This is a genomic window from Luteimonas flava, assembly GCF_036584485.1.
GTDB lineage: Bacteria > Pseudomonadota > Gammaproteobacteria > Xanthomonadales > Xanthomonadaceae > Luteimonas > Luteimonas flava.
Map to the genome: position 1 here is coordinate 173,990 of NZ_JAZHBM010000001.1, position 14,823 is coordinate 188,812.

A 14,823-nucleotide genomic window follows, 5' to 3' on the forward strand; every position below is an offset into this window, starting at 1 on the left:
AGGCGATCACCGCCGCGCCGTCGACTCCCGCACGACCAGCGACGTCGGCATGCGCAGGCTCTCCGCCGGCTCGCCGATGACCAGTTTCATCAGGGTGTCGACCAGCAGCTCGCCCGCGGTCAGTGTGTCCTGCACCACGGTCGTCAGCGCCGGCGTGGTCATGCGCGCGGCGGGAATGTCGTCGAATCCGGCAATGGCGACGTCGTCGGGCATCCGAAGTCCGTGTTCGGCGAATGCGCGCATCGCGCCGATCGCGATCAGGTCGCTCGCCGCGAATACCGCATCGAACGGCAGCCCGCGCCGCAGCAGCTCGCGCGCCGCCGCGTAGCCCGAATCCTCCGCGCTCTCGGCATCGACCTGCAGCGTCCGCTCCATCGGCAGGCCGCGCGTCTGCAGCGCCGACTCGCACCCGAGCCAGCGATCCAGGAATTCCGGATAGCGGCTGGACGCATCGCCCAGAAACGCGATGCGGCGATGCCCCAGGTCGGCGAGATGCGCGCCGACCTGCGTACCGCCGCCGGCGTTGTCGCAACCGATCGAGATGCCGGGCTGCCCCGGCAGCACCGCGCCCCAGCGCACGAACTGCGTGCCCTGTTCGACCAGCGTGCGCAGCTTGCCCTGGTAGGCGAGATAGTCGCCGTAGCCGAGCAGGATCAGCCCGTCGGCCTTGTGGCTGTCGCCGTAATCGGCGTGCCAGTCGTCCGAGAGCTGCTGGAACGAGATCAGCAGGTCCTGTCCGTGCCGCGCGCAGGCGCGGGTGATCGAGCCGAGCATCGGCAGGAAGAACGGGTTGATGTGCGACTGGTCGCTGGTCGGATCCTCGAACAGCAGCAGCGCCAGCGTGCCCGACTGCTGCCGCCGCAGATTGGATGCGTTCTTGTCGACCTTGTAGTTCAGCTCCCGCGCGATCCCGAGGATGCGCTCGCGGGTTTCGCGATTGACCGACGGATGCCCTCGCAGCGCACGCGAGACGGTCGGCTGCGACACGCCGGCGAGGTGCGCGATGTCCAGCGAGGTCGGCTTGCCCTTGATCGTCATCGCGCAGGTACGGAAAAAACCGCCCCGATGATGCCACGCGGGGGGAAGACGGCGTCCGGAGCAGGATCTTGAGGGCAGGGCTGCGGCTGCTCGCGTGCCGGCCGCAGGCACCCCGAGGCCGCGCGCGCCGCCGGTCAGGGGCCAGACCGCGGCGATCCCGCCCGAAGCGCGCCACGGCCGCTTTCTGCGTTACCATCGACGCCCGTTCTCCCGCATACAGGTGGCCCGCGGCAACGCCGGCCGAGCGTGCGACATGCGCACTACCACCGCCCAGCGCTGACCGCCCCGAGGCCTCCTGCACAAGGCGCCCTCCGGCGCTTTTTTTGTGGCCGCCACGCGGCTCGCGGACCGCCACCGGCCCGCTCCCGACACCTTCAGATCCCGGTTCCCATGATCACGATCACGCTCCCCGACGGCAGCCGCCGCGAATTCGAACAGCCCGTTTCCGTCCTCGAGGTCGCCCAGTCGATCGGCCCGGGCCTGGCCAAGGCCACCGTCGCCGGCAAGGTCGACGGCCGCCAGGTCGACGCGTCCGACGTCATCGACCACGACGCGACGCTGCAGATCCTGACCCCGAAGGACGCCGAGGGCGTCGAGATCATCCGCCACTCCTGCGCGCATCTCGTCGGCCATGCGGTCAAGCAGCTGTACCCGGACGCGAAGATGGTCATCGGTCCGGTGATCGACGACGGCTTCTACTACGACATCTACAGCGAGCGGCCGTTCACGCCCGAAGACATGGCGGCGATCGAAAAGCGGATGGCCGAGCTGATCGACACCGAGTACGACGTCATCAAGAAGATGACGCCGCGCGCCGAGGTCATCGAAACCTTCAAGGCCCGCGGCGAGGACTACAAGCTGCGCCTGATCGAGGACATGTCCGCCGACATCACCGAAATGGGCCTGTACCACCACCAGGAATACGTCGACATGTGCCGCGGCCCGCACGTGCCGAACACGCGGTTCCTCAAGGCGTTCAAGCTCACGCGCATCTCCGGTGCGTACTGGCGCGGCGATTCCAAGAACGAACAGCTGCAGCGCATCTACGGCACCGCGTGGGCGGATGCCAAGCAGCTCAAGGCCTACATCCAGCGCATCGAGGAAGCCGAGAAGCGCGACCACCGCCGCATCGGCAAGCAGCAGGAACTCTTCCATCTGCAGGAAGAGGCGCCGGGCCTGGTGTTCTGGCATCCGAAGGGCTGGGCGCTGTGGCAGGTCGTCGAGCAGCACATGCGCGGCGTCTACCGCGACAGCGGCTACGGCGAAGTGCGCTGCCCGCAGATCCTCGACGTGTCGCTGTGGCAGAAGTCCGGCCACTGGGACAACTACAAGGACAACATGTTCTTCACCGAGTCGGAGAAGCGCACCTACGCCGTCAAGCCGATGAACTGCCCGGGCCACGTGCAGATCTTCAACCAGGGCCTGCACAGCTACCGCGACCTGCCGATCCGCTACGGCGAGTTCGGCAGCTGCCATCGCAACGAGCCCTCGGGCGCGCTGCACGGCATCCTGCGCGTGCGCGGTTTCACCCAGGACGACGGCCACGTGTTCTGCACCGAATCGCAGATCGAATCCGAAGTCACCGCATTCCACCAGCAGGCGCTGGCGGTCTATACGCACTTCGGTTTCGACGACATCCAGATCAAGATCGCGCTGCGTCCCGAATCGCGCCTCGGCGACGACGCCACCTGGGACAAGGCCGAAGCCGCGCTGCGCAATGCGCTGTCGGCCTGCGGCGTCGCGTGGGAAGAACTGCCGGGCGAGGGCGCCTTCTACGGCCCGAAGATCGAATACCACCTCAAGGATGCGATCGGGCGCACCTGGCAGCTCGGCACGATGCAGGTCGACTTCATGATGCCCGGCCGCCTCGGCGCCGAATATGTCGACGAGCACAGCCAGAAGCAGGTGCCGGTGATGCTGCACCGCGCGATCGTCGGCTCGATGGAGCGTTTCATCGGCATCCTGATCGAGCACCACGCGGGCGCCTTCCCGGCGTGGCTGGCGCCGGTGCAGGCGGTGGTGATGAACATCACCGACGCCCAGGCCGATTTCGTGGGGACGGTTCGGAAATCCCTTGCAAATCAAGGGGTCCGCATCGAGGCCGATTTGCGGAACGAAAAGATCGGCTATAAGATTCGCGAGCACACGCTGCAACGGGTACCGTATCTGCTCGTGATCGGGGATCGCGAGAAGGAAACCGGTACCATCGCCGTTCGGACGCGTTCCGGTGAAGATCTGGGCTCGATGCCGATCGACGACTTCGTTGCCCGCCTTCGCGCGGCGCCCGTTCCAGCATGAGTCCTTCACCGGCGCCGGTCCAACATGGACGCGCCGGTCGCCCCGTTGGTTGACGAGCCGGCGGTATGTTCCATTTCGGAGATCGCAGTATTAGCACCCCTGACAACAAGCAGAATCGGCGCAACCAGGACATCCGCGTACCGCGGGTGCGCGTGATTGGTTCCGACGGAGAGATGATCGGCGTCCTGTCGCGCGACGATGCGCTGAAGGCTGCCGAGGAGGAGGGGCTCGACCTCGTCGAGATCCAGCCCAACGCGGATCCGCCGGTCTGCAAGATCATGGACTTCGGCAAGTTCAAGTTCGACCTCCAGAAGAAGGCGAACGAGGCCAAGAAGAAGACCAAGCAGCAGGAAATCAAGGAACTCAAGTTCCGGCCGGTCACCGACGAAGGCGACTACCAGATCAAGCTGCGCAAGATGCGCGGGTTCCTCGAGGACGGCGACAAGATCAAGGTCAACATCCGCTTCCGTGGCCGCGAGATGAGCCACCAGGAGCTGGGCCGCGAGATGGCGTCGCGCATCGAGGCCGACCTGGGCGAGGACATCGTCATCGAATCGCGTCCGCGCCTCGAAGGCCGGCAGATGGTGATGATGATCGCGCCGAAGAAGAAGTAACCACGCGTTTCACGCGTGGGCATGCCGTTTCCCTCTCCTTCTGGAAGAGGGCAACGGGTGAAGGGGCGCCGCGAGGCGCCTCTTTCGTTTCAGGTGGAGGCCCGGTCGTATTGGCGTCAGCAAACTGATCCCGCTGGCGCCACTGCAGCCGCCCGGTGGTGGCATGCGTCGAGCCCTCCGCCAACCCGATGATTTGCAAGCCGAATCCCCGCACGGCATAATGCGCGGCTCCCCGGTTCGTCGGGGTGGCAGATTCATCCAGGACCCGCCTGGATTCCCTCGTGGGATCAAAGGCTTAACACCGGCATGGGCAGGACGGAAAGCGTGGCATCGGCCACCGCCCAGTCAGTACTCGTATCCCACAAGGACTCTCGCAATGCCCAAGATCAAGACGCACCGGGGCGCCGCCAAGCGGTTCCGGAAGACGGCGTCCGGCAAGTTCAAGGCCGGTCACGCAAACCGCAGCCACATCCTCACGAAGAAGACGACCAAGCGGAAGCGCGGTCTTCGTCAGACGAACATCATTCCGGCATGCGACAGCGCTCGCGTCGCCCGCATGCTGCCGTATCTCTGAGGAGGACTGAACCATGGCTCGAGTCAAGCGGGGCGTCCAGGCACGCCGTCGTCACAAGAAGGTTCTCGGCCGCGCGAAGGGCTATTACAACGCCCGTCGCAAGGTCTTCCGCGTCGCCAAGCAGGCCGTCATCAAGGCCGGCCAGTACGCGTACATCGGTCGCAAGCTCAAGAAGCGCGATTTCCGTTCGCTGTGGATCACGCGTATCAACGCGGCCGCACGTCTGAACGGCATCAGCTACAGCCGCTTCATGAACGGTCTGCTGAAGGCCGGCATCACACTGGATCGCAAGATCCTGGCTGACCTCGCGGTCAACGATGCTACCGGCTTTGCCGCGCTCGCCGAGAAGGCGAAGGGCGCGCTGGCGGCCTGAGGCCGTCGTCTCCACCGTAAAGCGGTACTGCCGCCGGATCCGTCCGGCGGTCACGTGGGGAAGGGCGCAAGTCCTTCCCCATTGTTGTTTGTGGCGCCGGATTTTCCAGACGTGACATCCCCCATCAGCGACGGGCCAGCAGTGCGATGAGCGAAATCGACTCCCTTTCGAACCAGGCGCTTGCCGATATCGAGGCGGCCGCGACGCCGGAGGCGCTCGAAGCGCTGCGCGTCGGGCTGCTCGGCAAGAGCGGCAGCATCACCTCGCAGCTCAAGGCGCTCGGCGCGTTGCCCGGCGACCAGCGCAAGGCCGCAGGCGAGGCGATCAATCGCGCGCGCGACGTGATCGGCACCGCGCTGTCGACGCGCAAGATCGCACTCGACGACATCGCCCTCGACGCGAAGCTGTCGTCGCAGACCATCGACGTGACCCTTCCGGGCCGTGATGGCGCGCGCGGCGGCGTGCATCCGATCAGCCGCACGCTGGAGCGCATCGCCGACATCTTCGGGCGCCTGGGCTACGAGCTGGCCGACGGTCCCGAGATCGAGGACGACTGGCACAACTTCGAGGCCTTGAACTTCCCGCCGCACCACCCGGCGCGTGCGATGCACGACACGTTCTATTTCGGCGACGGCCGTCTGCTGCGCACGCACACCTCGGGCGTGCAGGTGCGCTACATGGGCGAGCATGCGCCGCCGCTTCGCATGATCGCAGCCGGCAAGGTCTACCGCTCCGACAGCGACCAGACGCATTCGCCGATGTTCCACCAGGTCGAAGGCCTGCTGGTCGATGAGCACGCGACGTTCGCCGATCTCAAGGGCACGCTGAGCGAATTCGTGCGCGCGTTCTTCGAACGCGATTTCGAGATGCGTTTCCGCCCGAGCTACTTCCCGTTCGTCGAACCCGGCGCCGAAGTCGACATCGCCTGGCAGCAGGCCGATGGCAGCACGCGCTGGCTCGAAGTGCTGGGCTGCGGCATGGTCCATCCGAACGTGCTGAAAGCCGTCGGCATCGATCCCGAGCGCTACACCGGCTTCGCCTTCGGCCTGGGTGTCGAGCGCTTCGCGATGCTGCGCTACGGCGTCGACGATCTGCGCGCGTTCTTCGACAACGACGTGCGCTTCCTGCGCCAGTTCGCGTAAGTCCAGCCGCAGCGCGTCTGCATCTTCTCCGCGTCATCCGTCGCGACAGGTCCCGCAGTGCCGGGACGACGATTCCAAGAGATCGCCATGAAATTTTCCGAGAACTGGCTGCGCCAGCACGTCAAGACCGATGCCACCCGTGACCAGCTGGCGGCGACGCTGACCGCGATCGGCCTGGAAGTCGAAGAGATCACGCCGCTGGGCGAGGCGCTCGATGGTGTCGTCGTCGCGCGCATCGTCTCGGCCGAGAAGCATCCCGAAGCCGACCGTCTGCAGGTCTGCCAGGTCGATGCCGGTGGTCAGATGCTGCAGATCGTCTGCGGCGCGCCGAACGCGCGTCCGGGCCTGGTCGCGCCGTTGGCACTGATCGGCACGACCGTCGGCGCGTTGACGATCAAGGCTGCGCAGCTGCGCGGCGTCGATTCCAACGGCATGTTGTGCTCGGCCAGGGAGCTCGGCATCGACGCCGACGCATCCGGTCTGCTCGAACTGCCCGACGATGCGCCGATCGGCGCGCCGCTGGCCGACTACCTCGGACTGCCCGACGCGAGCATCGAGCTCAAGCTCACGCCGAATCGCGCCGACTGCTTCGGCATCCGCGGCATCGCGTTCGACGTGGCCGCCGCCTGCGGCAGTGAAGTCGTGCCGCTCGATGCACCGCCCGTGCCGGCCAGCACGGACGCATCGCTGCAGGTCGTGCTCGACGCGGGCGCCGATGCGCCGCGTTATCTCGGCCGGGTGATCGAAGGCATCGATGCGACGCGTCCGACGCCGTCGTGGATGGCCGAGCGCCTGCGTCGCAGCGGCGTGCGTCCGGTCAGCTTCCTCGTCGACGTCACCCAGTACGTGATGCTCGAACTCGGACAGCCGATGCATGCCTTCGACCGCGATCTGCTGACCGGACCAGTGGGCGTGCGCCGCGCGCGCAAGGGTGAAACGCTCAAGCTGCTCGACAGTCGCGACGTGACGCTGGACGAACAGTTCCTCGCGGCCACCGACGCCGACCGCGTTGTCGCGCTGGCCGGTGTCATGGGTGGTTTCGACACGCGCGTGACCGACGGCACCCGCAGCGTGTTCCTCGAATCCGCGCACTTCGCGCCGGACGCGATCATCGGCCGCAGCCGCCGTCTGGGCCTGCACACCGATGCCGCGCACCGCTTCGAGCGTGGCGTGGATCCCGAGCTGCCGCGGACCGCGATCGAATACGCGACGCGCCTGATTCTCGATGTCGCCGGCGGCAGCGCCGGTCCGGTGGCCACCGCAGAACTCGACGCGCACCTCGCGCAACCGCGCACGATCGCGCTGCGTCGCGCACGCCTGACGCGTGTGCTCGGCCTGACGGTCGACGATGCGGAGATCGAACGCATCCTGCGCGCGCTGGGACTGACCGTCGTCGCGCACAGCGAAGGCTGGCAGGTCACCGCGCCGACGCGTCGCTTCGATCTGGCGATCGAGGAAGATCTGATCGAAGAGGTCGTGCGCATTCACGGCTACGACCGCGTGCCGACCACGCTGCCCGGCGGCGCGACACGCATCGCTGCGCCCAGCGAAACCCGTGTCGCCGAGGCCGAGCTGCGCGGGCAGATGGTCGCGCGCGATTACCTGGAAACGGTCAACTTCGCCTTCGTCGATGCGTCGCTGCTCGCGACCTGGCAGGCGGATGCCGGCAGCGTGCCGCTGGCCAATCCGCTGAGCGCCGAACTCGGCGTCATGCGCACCGCGTTGCTGCCGGGCCTGGTGTCCACGCTCGCGCGCAACCTTGCGCGCCAGCAGGCACGCGTGCGCCTGTTCGAACTCGGCAAGGTCTTCGCACAGGCGGACGCTGCCGGCGCCGCACCGGTCGAGACCTTGCGCGTGGCTGCCGCGGTCGCCGGTGATGCCGGCACCGAGCAGTGGGGCGATGCCACGCGTCCGGTCGATTACTTCGATCTCAAAGGCGATCTCGAAGCGCTGGCCGCAGTCGCGGGCGCGACGCTGACATTCGAGCGTTCGACCACGGCGCACGGCCACCCCGGTCGCTCGGCCGATGTCTTGCGCGACGGCGCGTGCGTGGGCTGGATCGGCGAGCTGCATCCGCGTCTGCTGCGCGCGCTCGACATCGATGTGCCGGTGGTCGCGTTCGAACTGGACGCATCCGCGCTGCAGGCGCGTCCGCTGCCACGCGTGACCGGGCTGTCGAAGTTCCCGTCGGTGCGCCGCGATCTGGCGATCGTCGCGCCGGAATCGGTCGACTGGGCAGCGCTGGAAGCTACCGTCCGCGCATCCGCCGGTCCGCTGCTGGCCGACGTGCGCCTGTTCGACCGTTATGCCGGGCAGGGGGTCGAAACGGGGTTCAGGAGTCTCGCCATGGGCTTGATTCTGCAGGAAAGTTCACGCACTCTGACCGATCGCGATGTCGATGCCGTCGTCGCGGACGTGGTGGCCGCGCTCGCGCGCGAACACCACGCGAAGATCCGGGGCTGAGGCCTCACAGGGGGATTGCTGCGTGGCACTGACGAAGGCGGACATGGCCGAGAAGCTCTACGAGGAAGTCGGCTTGAACAAGCGCGAGGCGAAGGAATTCGTCGACGCCTTCTTCGACGTGTTGCGCGATGCGCTGCAGCAGGGCCGACAGGTCAAGCTGTCCGGCTTCGGCAATTTCGACCTGCGCCGCAAGAACGAACGTCCGGGCCGCAACCCCAAGACCGGTGAGGAGATTCCGATCTCCGCACGCACGGTCGTGACCTTCCGTCCGGGCCAGAAGCTCAAGGAACGCGTCGAGGCCTATACCGGATCGGTGGGCGCCGCGCATGCTTGACCCGGGCAGCAACCGCGAACTGCCGCCGATTCCGGCGAAGCGCTACTTCACCATCGGTGAGGTCAGCGAGCTGTGCGACGTCAAACCGCACGTGCTGCGTTACTGGGAGACGGAATTTCCGAGCCTGAGCCCGGTCAAGCGCCGCGGCAACCGCCGGTACTACCAGCGCCACGACGTGCTGATGGTGCGCCAGATCCGCGGCCTGCTGTACGAGCAGGGCTACACGATCGGTGGTGCGCGCCTGCGTCTGGAAGGCGAGGGTGCGAAACAGGAGTCCGCGTTGAGCAGCCAGATCGTGCGCCAGGTGCGCATGGAGCTCGAGGACGTGCTCCAGTTGCTGAAGCGCTGAGCGCGCCGCGCAACATGGATGGGCGAAACGTCCGCCAGACGGTATAATTTCCAGATTACGGGGTATAGCGCAGCCTGGTAGCGCACTTGTCTGGGGGACAAGTGGTCGTCGGTTCAAATCCGGCTACCCCGACCAAACCATGCGACATCCGAACGGCCCGTGCGCAAGCGCGGGCCGTTCTGTTTTTTGGCGAATCATTGGTGTGCGTCAGCTCGCATCGAGCAGCGCGCGACCTTCGCTCGTGAGATCGATATCGCCGTCTTCGGCGAGCACGGCATACCCCGCATTGACGGCCCAGCCGGTCTCGGATTCGGTAATGGGCGTCGTCGTGTCGATATCGCGCAGGATGCGGCGTTGGTCACTGGTGATCGTCATGGCGGTCTTCCGGTACGGGATATGGCCACGGTAGCGATGCGGGTGTCGGTAGGGCGTGCGCGCTTTGCGAACGCGCCAGTCGTTTGCACTCGCGACCATGCTGAATGGAAAGCCAGAGATGCGTGGCTACGTGCGCACTCGCGACGCCGGCTTCGTATGCTCAGTCTTCATTTTCTTGAACGGATCAGGCTTATGGGCAAGCGGTTCGGTGGTGTGTCCCTCGCGTTCGCGATGGCATCGATCCTGGCGGTCCCCAACGTGCACGCGCAGGACGCGGCGGCGCGCCTGTCTACACCCGTTGCACCGTCCGATCCCTCAGATGTCCGCGACATGGAGACCGTTGTGGTCACCGGTGTGCATCCCGGCCCTGGCCTGTGGCGGGTGCGGCGCGGCGACCACACGCTCTACATTCTCGGCACCCAATCGCCCCTGCCCAAGTCCATGACCTGGCGTTCGGACGAGGTCCGCGAGGTGCTTGCCGAGGCAGGCGTGGTGCTCGGACCGCCGGGCGTACGAGTGGGCTCGGATATCGGCATCTTCCGGGGCCTGACGATGCTGCCGGCAGCGATGCGCGCAGCGAGAAATCCCGACGGTGCCACGCTGGACGAACTGTTGCCGGCGGATGTCTACCAGCGCTGGTCGGCGCTCAAGCAGCGCTACATCGGGCGCGATCGGGGAATCGAACGCAAGCGGCCGCAGATCGCGGTGTACGAGCTGTATCGCGCCGCGCTCGACGCCAACGGACTGCGCGAGGGCGGCGTCATCACGCCGGTGCTCGACGATGTCCTCAAGGCGCGCGGCATGAAGCTGACGCCCACGACGCTCGAGGTCAAGATCGACGATCCGCGCGCGGCGCTCGCCGAGTTCCGCAAGGAAGGCTTGAAGCCCGAGGACGTGTCCTGCTTGCGCGAGACACTCGACGTCATCGAGCGGGGATTGCCGCAGGTCGCCACGCGTGCGAACGCATGGGCCGCCGGCGATCTCGACGTACTGCGGGCGACGGCCGGGCAGGGCAGCCAGTTGCAGGCCTGCATGTCGTCCTTTCTACAGACCGACACCGCACGCAAGCGCGGTCTCGATGATCTCGAAGCGCGGGTCCGGGCGCACTGGCTGGCCGCGGCCGATCAGGCGCTCGACGCGCATCCCGTGTCGTTTGCAACGCTGTCGGTCAACGATCTGCTGGGGACTGCGGGCTATCTCGCCGCATTGCGGCCCCGCGTGGATGCGGTGCTCGCGCCGGACGAGGCGGACGCGATCGAGGACGTCGATGCAGAGGGCATCGACGCCGCTACGCCCTGATCCGCGTGCGCCGGACAGCTTCGAAGCTGTCCAGCGCTCCGCTTCGGTACCTCAGCCTGCCACGGCCTGCACACCGGCGGCGGGACGCGCTGCCAGATCCGGCCAACGTGCGAGCACCGCGGCGCGGATGCCTGCGGGATCGAGCCCTGCTTCGGCGAGCAGATCTTCGCGGCTGGCGTGATGCTGAAACGCATCCGGAAGACCCAGGTGCAGCACCGGCATGGTGACGCCCTCGGCATTGAGCAGTTCGGCCACGCCCGAGCCGGCGCCACCAGCGACCACGTTGTCCTCGAGGGTGACGAAGCCACCGTGGATCTTCGCGAGTTCGAGCAGCAGCGTGCGGTCGAGCGGACGCACGAAACGCATGTTGACCACGGTCAGATCGAGCGCTTCGCCGACCTGTTCGGCGGCCGGCACGATCGCGCCGAACGCCAGCAGGGCGATGCGCGAACCGCGGCGTCGCAGGTCGGCCTTGCCGATCGGCAGCGTGTCGAGCGTCGTGTCGATCGCAACGCCGGGACCGGTGCCGCGCGGGTAGCGCACCGCTGCCGGGCCTTCGTGACGGAAGCCGGTCGTCAACATCGTGCGGCATTCGTTCTCGTCGGCCGGCGCCATGATCACCATGTTCGGCACGCAGCGCAGGAAGCTCAGGTCGAGGTTGCCGGCATGCGTGGCGCCGTCCGGACCGACCACACCGCCACGGTCGATCGCGAACAGCACGTCGAGCTTCTGCACCGCGACGTCGTGGACCAGCTGGTCGTAGGCGCGTTGCAGGAAGGTCGAATAGATCGCGACAACCGGCTTGGCGCCCTCGCAGGCCATGCCCGCGGCCAGCGTGACCGCATGCTGTTCGGCGATAGCAGTGTCGAAATAGCGCGCCGGGTATGCCTTGCTGAAACGCACCAGGCCCGAGCCTTCCCGCATTGCAGGTGTGATGCCGAGCAGCAGCGGATCAGCCGCGGCCATGTCGCAGATCCAGTCGCCGAACACGTCGGTGTAGGTGGGCTTCTTCGCGCCGGACTTGGCGACGAGGCCCTTGTCGGGATCGAAGGGCGAGACGGCGTGGTAGCCGATCTGGTCGCCTTCGGCCAGTTCGTAGCCCTTACCCTTGGTCGTGATCACGTGGAGCAACTGCGGACCCTTGAGACCCTTGAGGGTCTTGAGCGTCTCGACCAGCGCCTTGACGTCGTGTCCGTCGATCGGGCCGGTGTAATGGAAGCCCATTTCCTCGAACAGCGTGGACGGCACGAACATGCCTTTCCAGTGTTCTTCCCAGCGCCGCACGAACTTCGCGGTCGGATTGTTCTTGTCGCCGAGCAGCTTCTTGCCGCCTTCGCGCAGCGCGTTGAGCGTGCGGTTGCCGGTCGCCCGGCCGAGCATCTTGGTCAGCCCGCCGACGGCTTCGCTGATCGACATGCGGTTGTCGTTGAGCACCACCAGCACGTCGGGCTCGGGCTCCATGCCGCCGGCATGATTGAGCGCTTCGTAGACCATGCCCGCGGTCATCGCGCCGTCGCCGATCACCGCGACCACGCGGCGGTCGTTGCCGGCCTGCGCGTTTGCGATCGCCATGCCCAGTGCGGCCGAGATCGAGGTCGACGAGTGGCCGACGCCGAAGGTGTCGTACTCCGACTCCTCGCGCTTCGGGAATGGCGCCACGCCGCCCTTCTGCTTGACCGTATGGATGCGGTCGCGGCGGCCGGTCAGGATCTTGTGCGGGTACGTCTGGTGACCCACGTCCCAGACGACACGGTCGTGCGGCGTGTCGTACAGGTAGTGCAGAACGGTCGTCAGCTCGATCACGCCGAGGCCGGCGCCGAAATGGCCGCCGCTCTTGCCGACGGATTCGATGAGGTAGGCACGCAGTTCGTCGGCGATCGCGGGCAGTTCGGCTTCGTCGAACTGGCGGAGGTCGGACGGCGCGTCGATGCGCGCAAGGCGCGGATAGCGCGTGGAGTCGATCATCCGCCAATTGTACGCCGCGGCCCCCCGGCTGGCGTCACCGGCCTGTCATGGAAACCGGGCGTTCAGGGCGGTCAGCGGCGCCGCAGCCGGGAGAAGAAGCCGCCCGGTCGCGCGGGTTCGTCCACCGCTTCGGTCGCCTCGACCAGCGGCTCGGCGTAACCCGTGGCGAGGTTGGCATTCACGAACCGGACCACCTCGTCCGCCGGCAGGCCGCTGGACTGGATGATCTCGTCGAGCGTGGCCGGGCCTTTCATCATTGCGGTCGCAATGCGGAAGTGGCGCGGGTATTCGCGTTCGGTCTGGGGCCACTTGTTCAGCTGGTAGCGCGCATCCGGGTCGTGTTCCGGCGCGAGCGTGCCATCGCCGGCCAGCAGGCCGCCCAGCCAGACCAGACGCAGCAGCGGCTGCGGCGCCCCGGACGCCTGCGCCTCGCGCGACCAGGTCGCATCGTCGACGGGCCCGAATGCATCACGCTCGATCGGGCCGTCGAAGTACTGGCTCAGCGGTTTGAGCGTCGTGGGGCCGTGGTACTGCTGCGCGTCGAAATCGAGCCAGAGCGTGGGACCGGTCTCCCGGCGATAGCGACGGCGGCCGCGCAGCACGCCTGCATCGATCCAGGTCGCAAAGGGCAGGGCGCGTTCGGGTTCCGGTTCGGGTACCGGTACCGGCTCGGGCTCGGGCTCCGGGGCGACCGCTGCCACGTGTTCGGGCGCGACCGGTACTTCCGGTGCCGCGGCGGTTGCCGTTTCCGCGACGTCGCCTGGCTCGGGAATCGTGACCTCGGGCTCGACGAGCGCGACCGCTGACGCAGTCCCGGTCACCGGGTCTGCTTCGCGGACATCAGGCGCAGGCGCCGTAGCCGCGGCAGCTGCCGGCATGGGCGTCGCAGACGCCTGCGCGCCCAGCACGATGTCCTGCATCGCCGCGATCTCGCGGAGCAGTGCGGCCATCGCGTTGTCGTCGAACGGACGCCCGAGGCGGAAATGGGTCTGCACCCGCGGTGCCGAGGTCAGGCCGACGATCTGTTTGCCCGCCGCGTGCAGGCGCAGCCAGCTCATCGGGCCGTACATGCTGTCCATGTCGACGATGATGTGTTCGGCATCGGACTCGGCGACCAGCAGGAACGGCTCACCGAGCTGGGCATTGGCACCGGCGAAGGCCGCGCGCAACGCGGTTTCGGTGGCGGTGTCCATTCCGCTCAGGGCGATGGTCAGGGTCATGCAGGGAGTACCGGGCGACGCGGCGCGAGGCGCGCTATCCATGAAGTGTAGCCAAGGCCACGCATGCTGTGCAGCGCACGCGACGCGTGGCGCGCGGTCATCCGCCGCGATCGCGTTTTGGCAGATGGGTGCTGAGGAACGCCATCTGGTCGGCGAGGATGTTGCGGTTGCTGAGGATCAGATGCTCGATCCAGCTCGGCCGGAACGGTACCGCCAGCAGCGGCATCGAAGCCTCCTGCGGCGTGCGCGCGCCCTTGCGGGAATTGCATTGGAAGCACGCGGTGACCACGTTCTCCCAGATGTCGAGACCGCCGCGCGACAGCGGTTCGACGTGATCGCGGGTCAGCGTCTGCCGGCCGGCACGCCGGCCGCAGTACAGACACAACTGGTAGTCGCGGGCGAACAGGGCGGTGTTGGTCAGCGCGGGCGTCGGATCGATCGCACTCGGGCGCACGTGGCTGCGGCCGGCGATGATCGGATGCAGATCCATGCGGCTCTGCTGGCCGGTCGCGCGGCACATGCCGCCGTGCACGGTCATGCAGGGATCGCCGAGCGTCCAGGCGACCGCGCCGCGCGCGTACAGACATGCCGCGTCCTGCCAGCTGATCCAGTTGAGCGCACGACCATGCGCGTCGAGGGCGAGCAGGCGGACTGCATCGCGACGCGGGGCGTGATCAGAAAGTGCGGGGGAGACTCCGGAATCCAGCGCGTTTGCAGCGCCGGTGGGGATCAGGCGTGTGATCGCGCTGTCTGCCTCCATTGCGTCCGAGCATATACCC

Annotated in this window: 14 protein-coding genes and 1 tRNA gene; 10 read left to right on the forward strand and 5 right to left on the reverse strand. The window is 67.1% G+C overall.

What is annotated here, in order from left to right; translation table 11 throughout:
• Positions 1-6: 6 nt before the first annotated feature.
• On the reverse strand, positions 7-1,038 hold the full coding sequence (locus tag V3391_RS00815) for a LacI family DNA-binding transcriptional regulator (protein WP_332076527.1): 1,032 nt from the start codon (positions 1,036-1,038) through the stop codon (positions 7-9).
• A gap of 390 nt (positions 1,039-1,428) precedes the next feature.
• On the opposite strand from V3391_RS00815, the gene thrS reads away from it, so the two are divergent.
• The 9 genes from thrS to V3391_RS00860 all read left to right on the forward strand — a co-directional run bounded on the left by thrS (position 1,429) and on the right by V3391_RS00860 (position 9,320).
• Positions 1,429-3,336, forward strand: a complete 1,908-nt coding sequence (thrS, locus tag V3391_RS00820) for a threonine--tRNA ligase (RefSeq protein WP_332076528.1) — start codon at positions 1,429-1,431, stop codon at positions 3,334-3,336.
• 65 nt (positions 3,337-3,401) lie between these two features.
• Positions 3,402-3,950, forward strand: a complete 549-nt coding sequence (gene infC / locus V3391_RS00825; RefSeq protein WP_159678260.1) for a translation initiation factor IF-3 — start codon at positions 3,402-3,404, stop codon at positions 3,948-3,950.
• 376 nt (positions 3,951-4,326) lie between these two features.
• Positions 4,327-4,524 carry a 50S ribosomal protein L35 gene (gene rpmI / locus V3391_RS00830; RefSeq protein ID WP_232114664.1) on the forward strand — a complete coding sequence of 66 codons (198 nt, stop codon included), beginning with the start codon at positions 4,327-4,329 and terminating at the stop codon, positions 4,522-4,524.
• A gap of 13 nt (positions 4,525-4,537) precedes the next feature.
• A complete protein-coding gene (rplT, locus tag V3391_RS00835; protein WP_159678264.1) occupies positions 4,538-4,897 on the forward strand; it encodes a 50S ribosomal protein L20 in 360 nt (119 codons plus the stop codon).
• A gap of 146 nt (positions 4,898-5,043) precedes the next feature.
• On the forward strand, positions 5,044-6,039 hold the full coding sequence (gene pheS / locus V3391_RS00840) for a phenylalanine--tRNA ligase subunit alpha (RefSeq protein WP_332076529.1): 996 nt from the start codon (positions 5,044-5,046) through the stop codon (positions 6,037-6,039).
• Between the two features lie 87 nt (positions 6,040-6,126).
• Positions 6,127-8,502 carry a phenylalanine--tRNA ligase subunit beta gene (gene pheT / locus V3391_RS00845; protein WP_332076530.1) on the forward strand — a complete coding sequence of 792 codons (2,376 nt, stop codon included), beginning with the start codon at positions 6,127-6,129 and terminating at the stop codon, positions 8,500-8,502.
• A 22-nt stretch (positions 8,503-8,524) separates the two neighbouring features.
• Positions 8,525-8,836, forward strand: a complete 312-nt coding sequence (locus V3391_RS00850) for an integration host factor subunit alpha (protein ID WP_232114670.1) — start codon at positions 8,525-8,527, stop codon at positions 8,834-8,836.
• Positions 8,829-9,185, forward strand: a complete 357-nt coding sequence (locus tag V3391_RS00855; protein ID WP_047136502.1) for a MerR family transcriptional regulator — start codon at positions 8,829-8,831, stop codon at positions 9,183-9,185. The genes V3391_RS00850 and V3391_RS00855 overlap by 8 nt, the downstream gene beginning before the upstream one ends.
• 58 nt (positions 9,186-9,243) lie before the next feature.
• Positions 9,244-9,320: transfer RNA gene (locus V3391_RS00860), tRNA-Pro, on the forward strand.
• Positions 9,321-9,392: 72 nt separating this feature from the next.
• On the opposite strand, the gene V3391_RS00865 is transcribed toward V3391_RS00860, so the two are convergent.
• A complete protein-coding gene (locus V3391_RS00865) occupies positions 9,393-9,560 on the reverse strand; it encodes a hypothetical protein (protein WP_332076531.1) in 168 nt (55 codons plus the stop codon).
• A 192-nt stretch (positions 9,561-9,752) separates the two neighbouring features.
• On the opposite strand from V3391_RS00865, the gene V3391_RS00870 reads away from it, so the two are divergent.
• Positions 9,753-10,859: a TraB/GumN family protein gene (locus V3391_RS00870; protein WP_332076532.1), complete on the forward strand. Its 1,107-nt coding sequence runs from the start codon at positions 9,753-9,755 to the stop codon at positions 10,857-10,859.
• A gap of 51 nt (positions 10,860-10,910) precedes the next feature.
• On the opposite strand, the gene dxs is transcribed toward V3391_RS00870, so the two are convergent.
• From dxs to V3391_RS00885, 3 genes are all read right to left on the reverse strand, one after another.
• Complete coding sequence (gene dxs / locus V3391_RS00875; RefSeq protein ID WP_332076534.1) at positions 10,911-12,824, reverse strand: 1-deoxy-D-xylulose-5-phosphate synthase; 1,914 nt, start codon at positions 12,822-12,824, stop codon at positions 10,911-10,913.
• Positions 12,825-12,895: 71 nt separating this feature from the next.
• The gene (locus V3391_RS00880; protein WP_332076535.1) at positions 12,896-14,044 is read right to left on the reverse strand and encodes a hypothetical protein; all 1,149 of its coding nucleotides are present in this window, start codon (positions 14,042-14,044) and stop codon (positions 12,896-12,898) included.
• A 97-nt stretch (positions 14,045-14,141) separates the two neighbouring features.
• On the reverse strand, positions 14,142-14,804 hold the full coding sequence (locus tag V3391_RS00885) for an HNH endonuclease (RefSeq protein WP_332076536.1): 663 nt from the start codon (positions 14,802-14,804) through the stop codon (positions 14,142-14,144).
• Positions 14,805-14,823 lie beyond the last annotated feature (19 nt).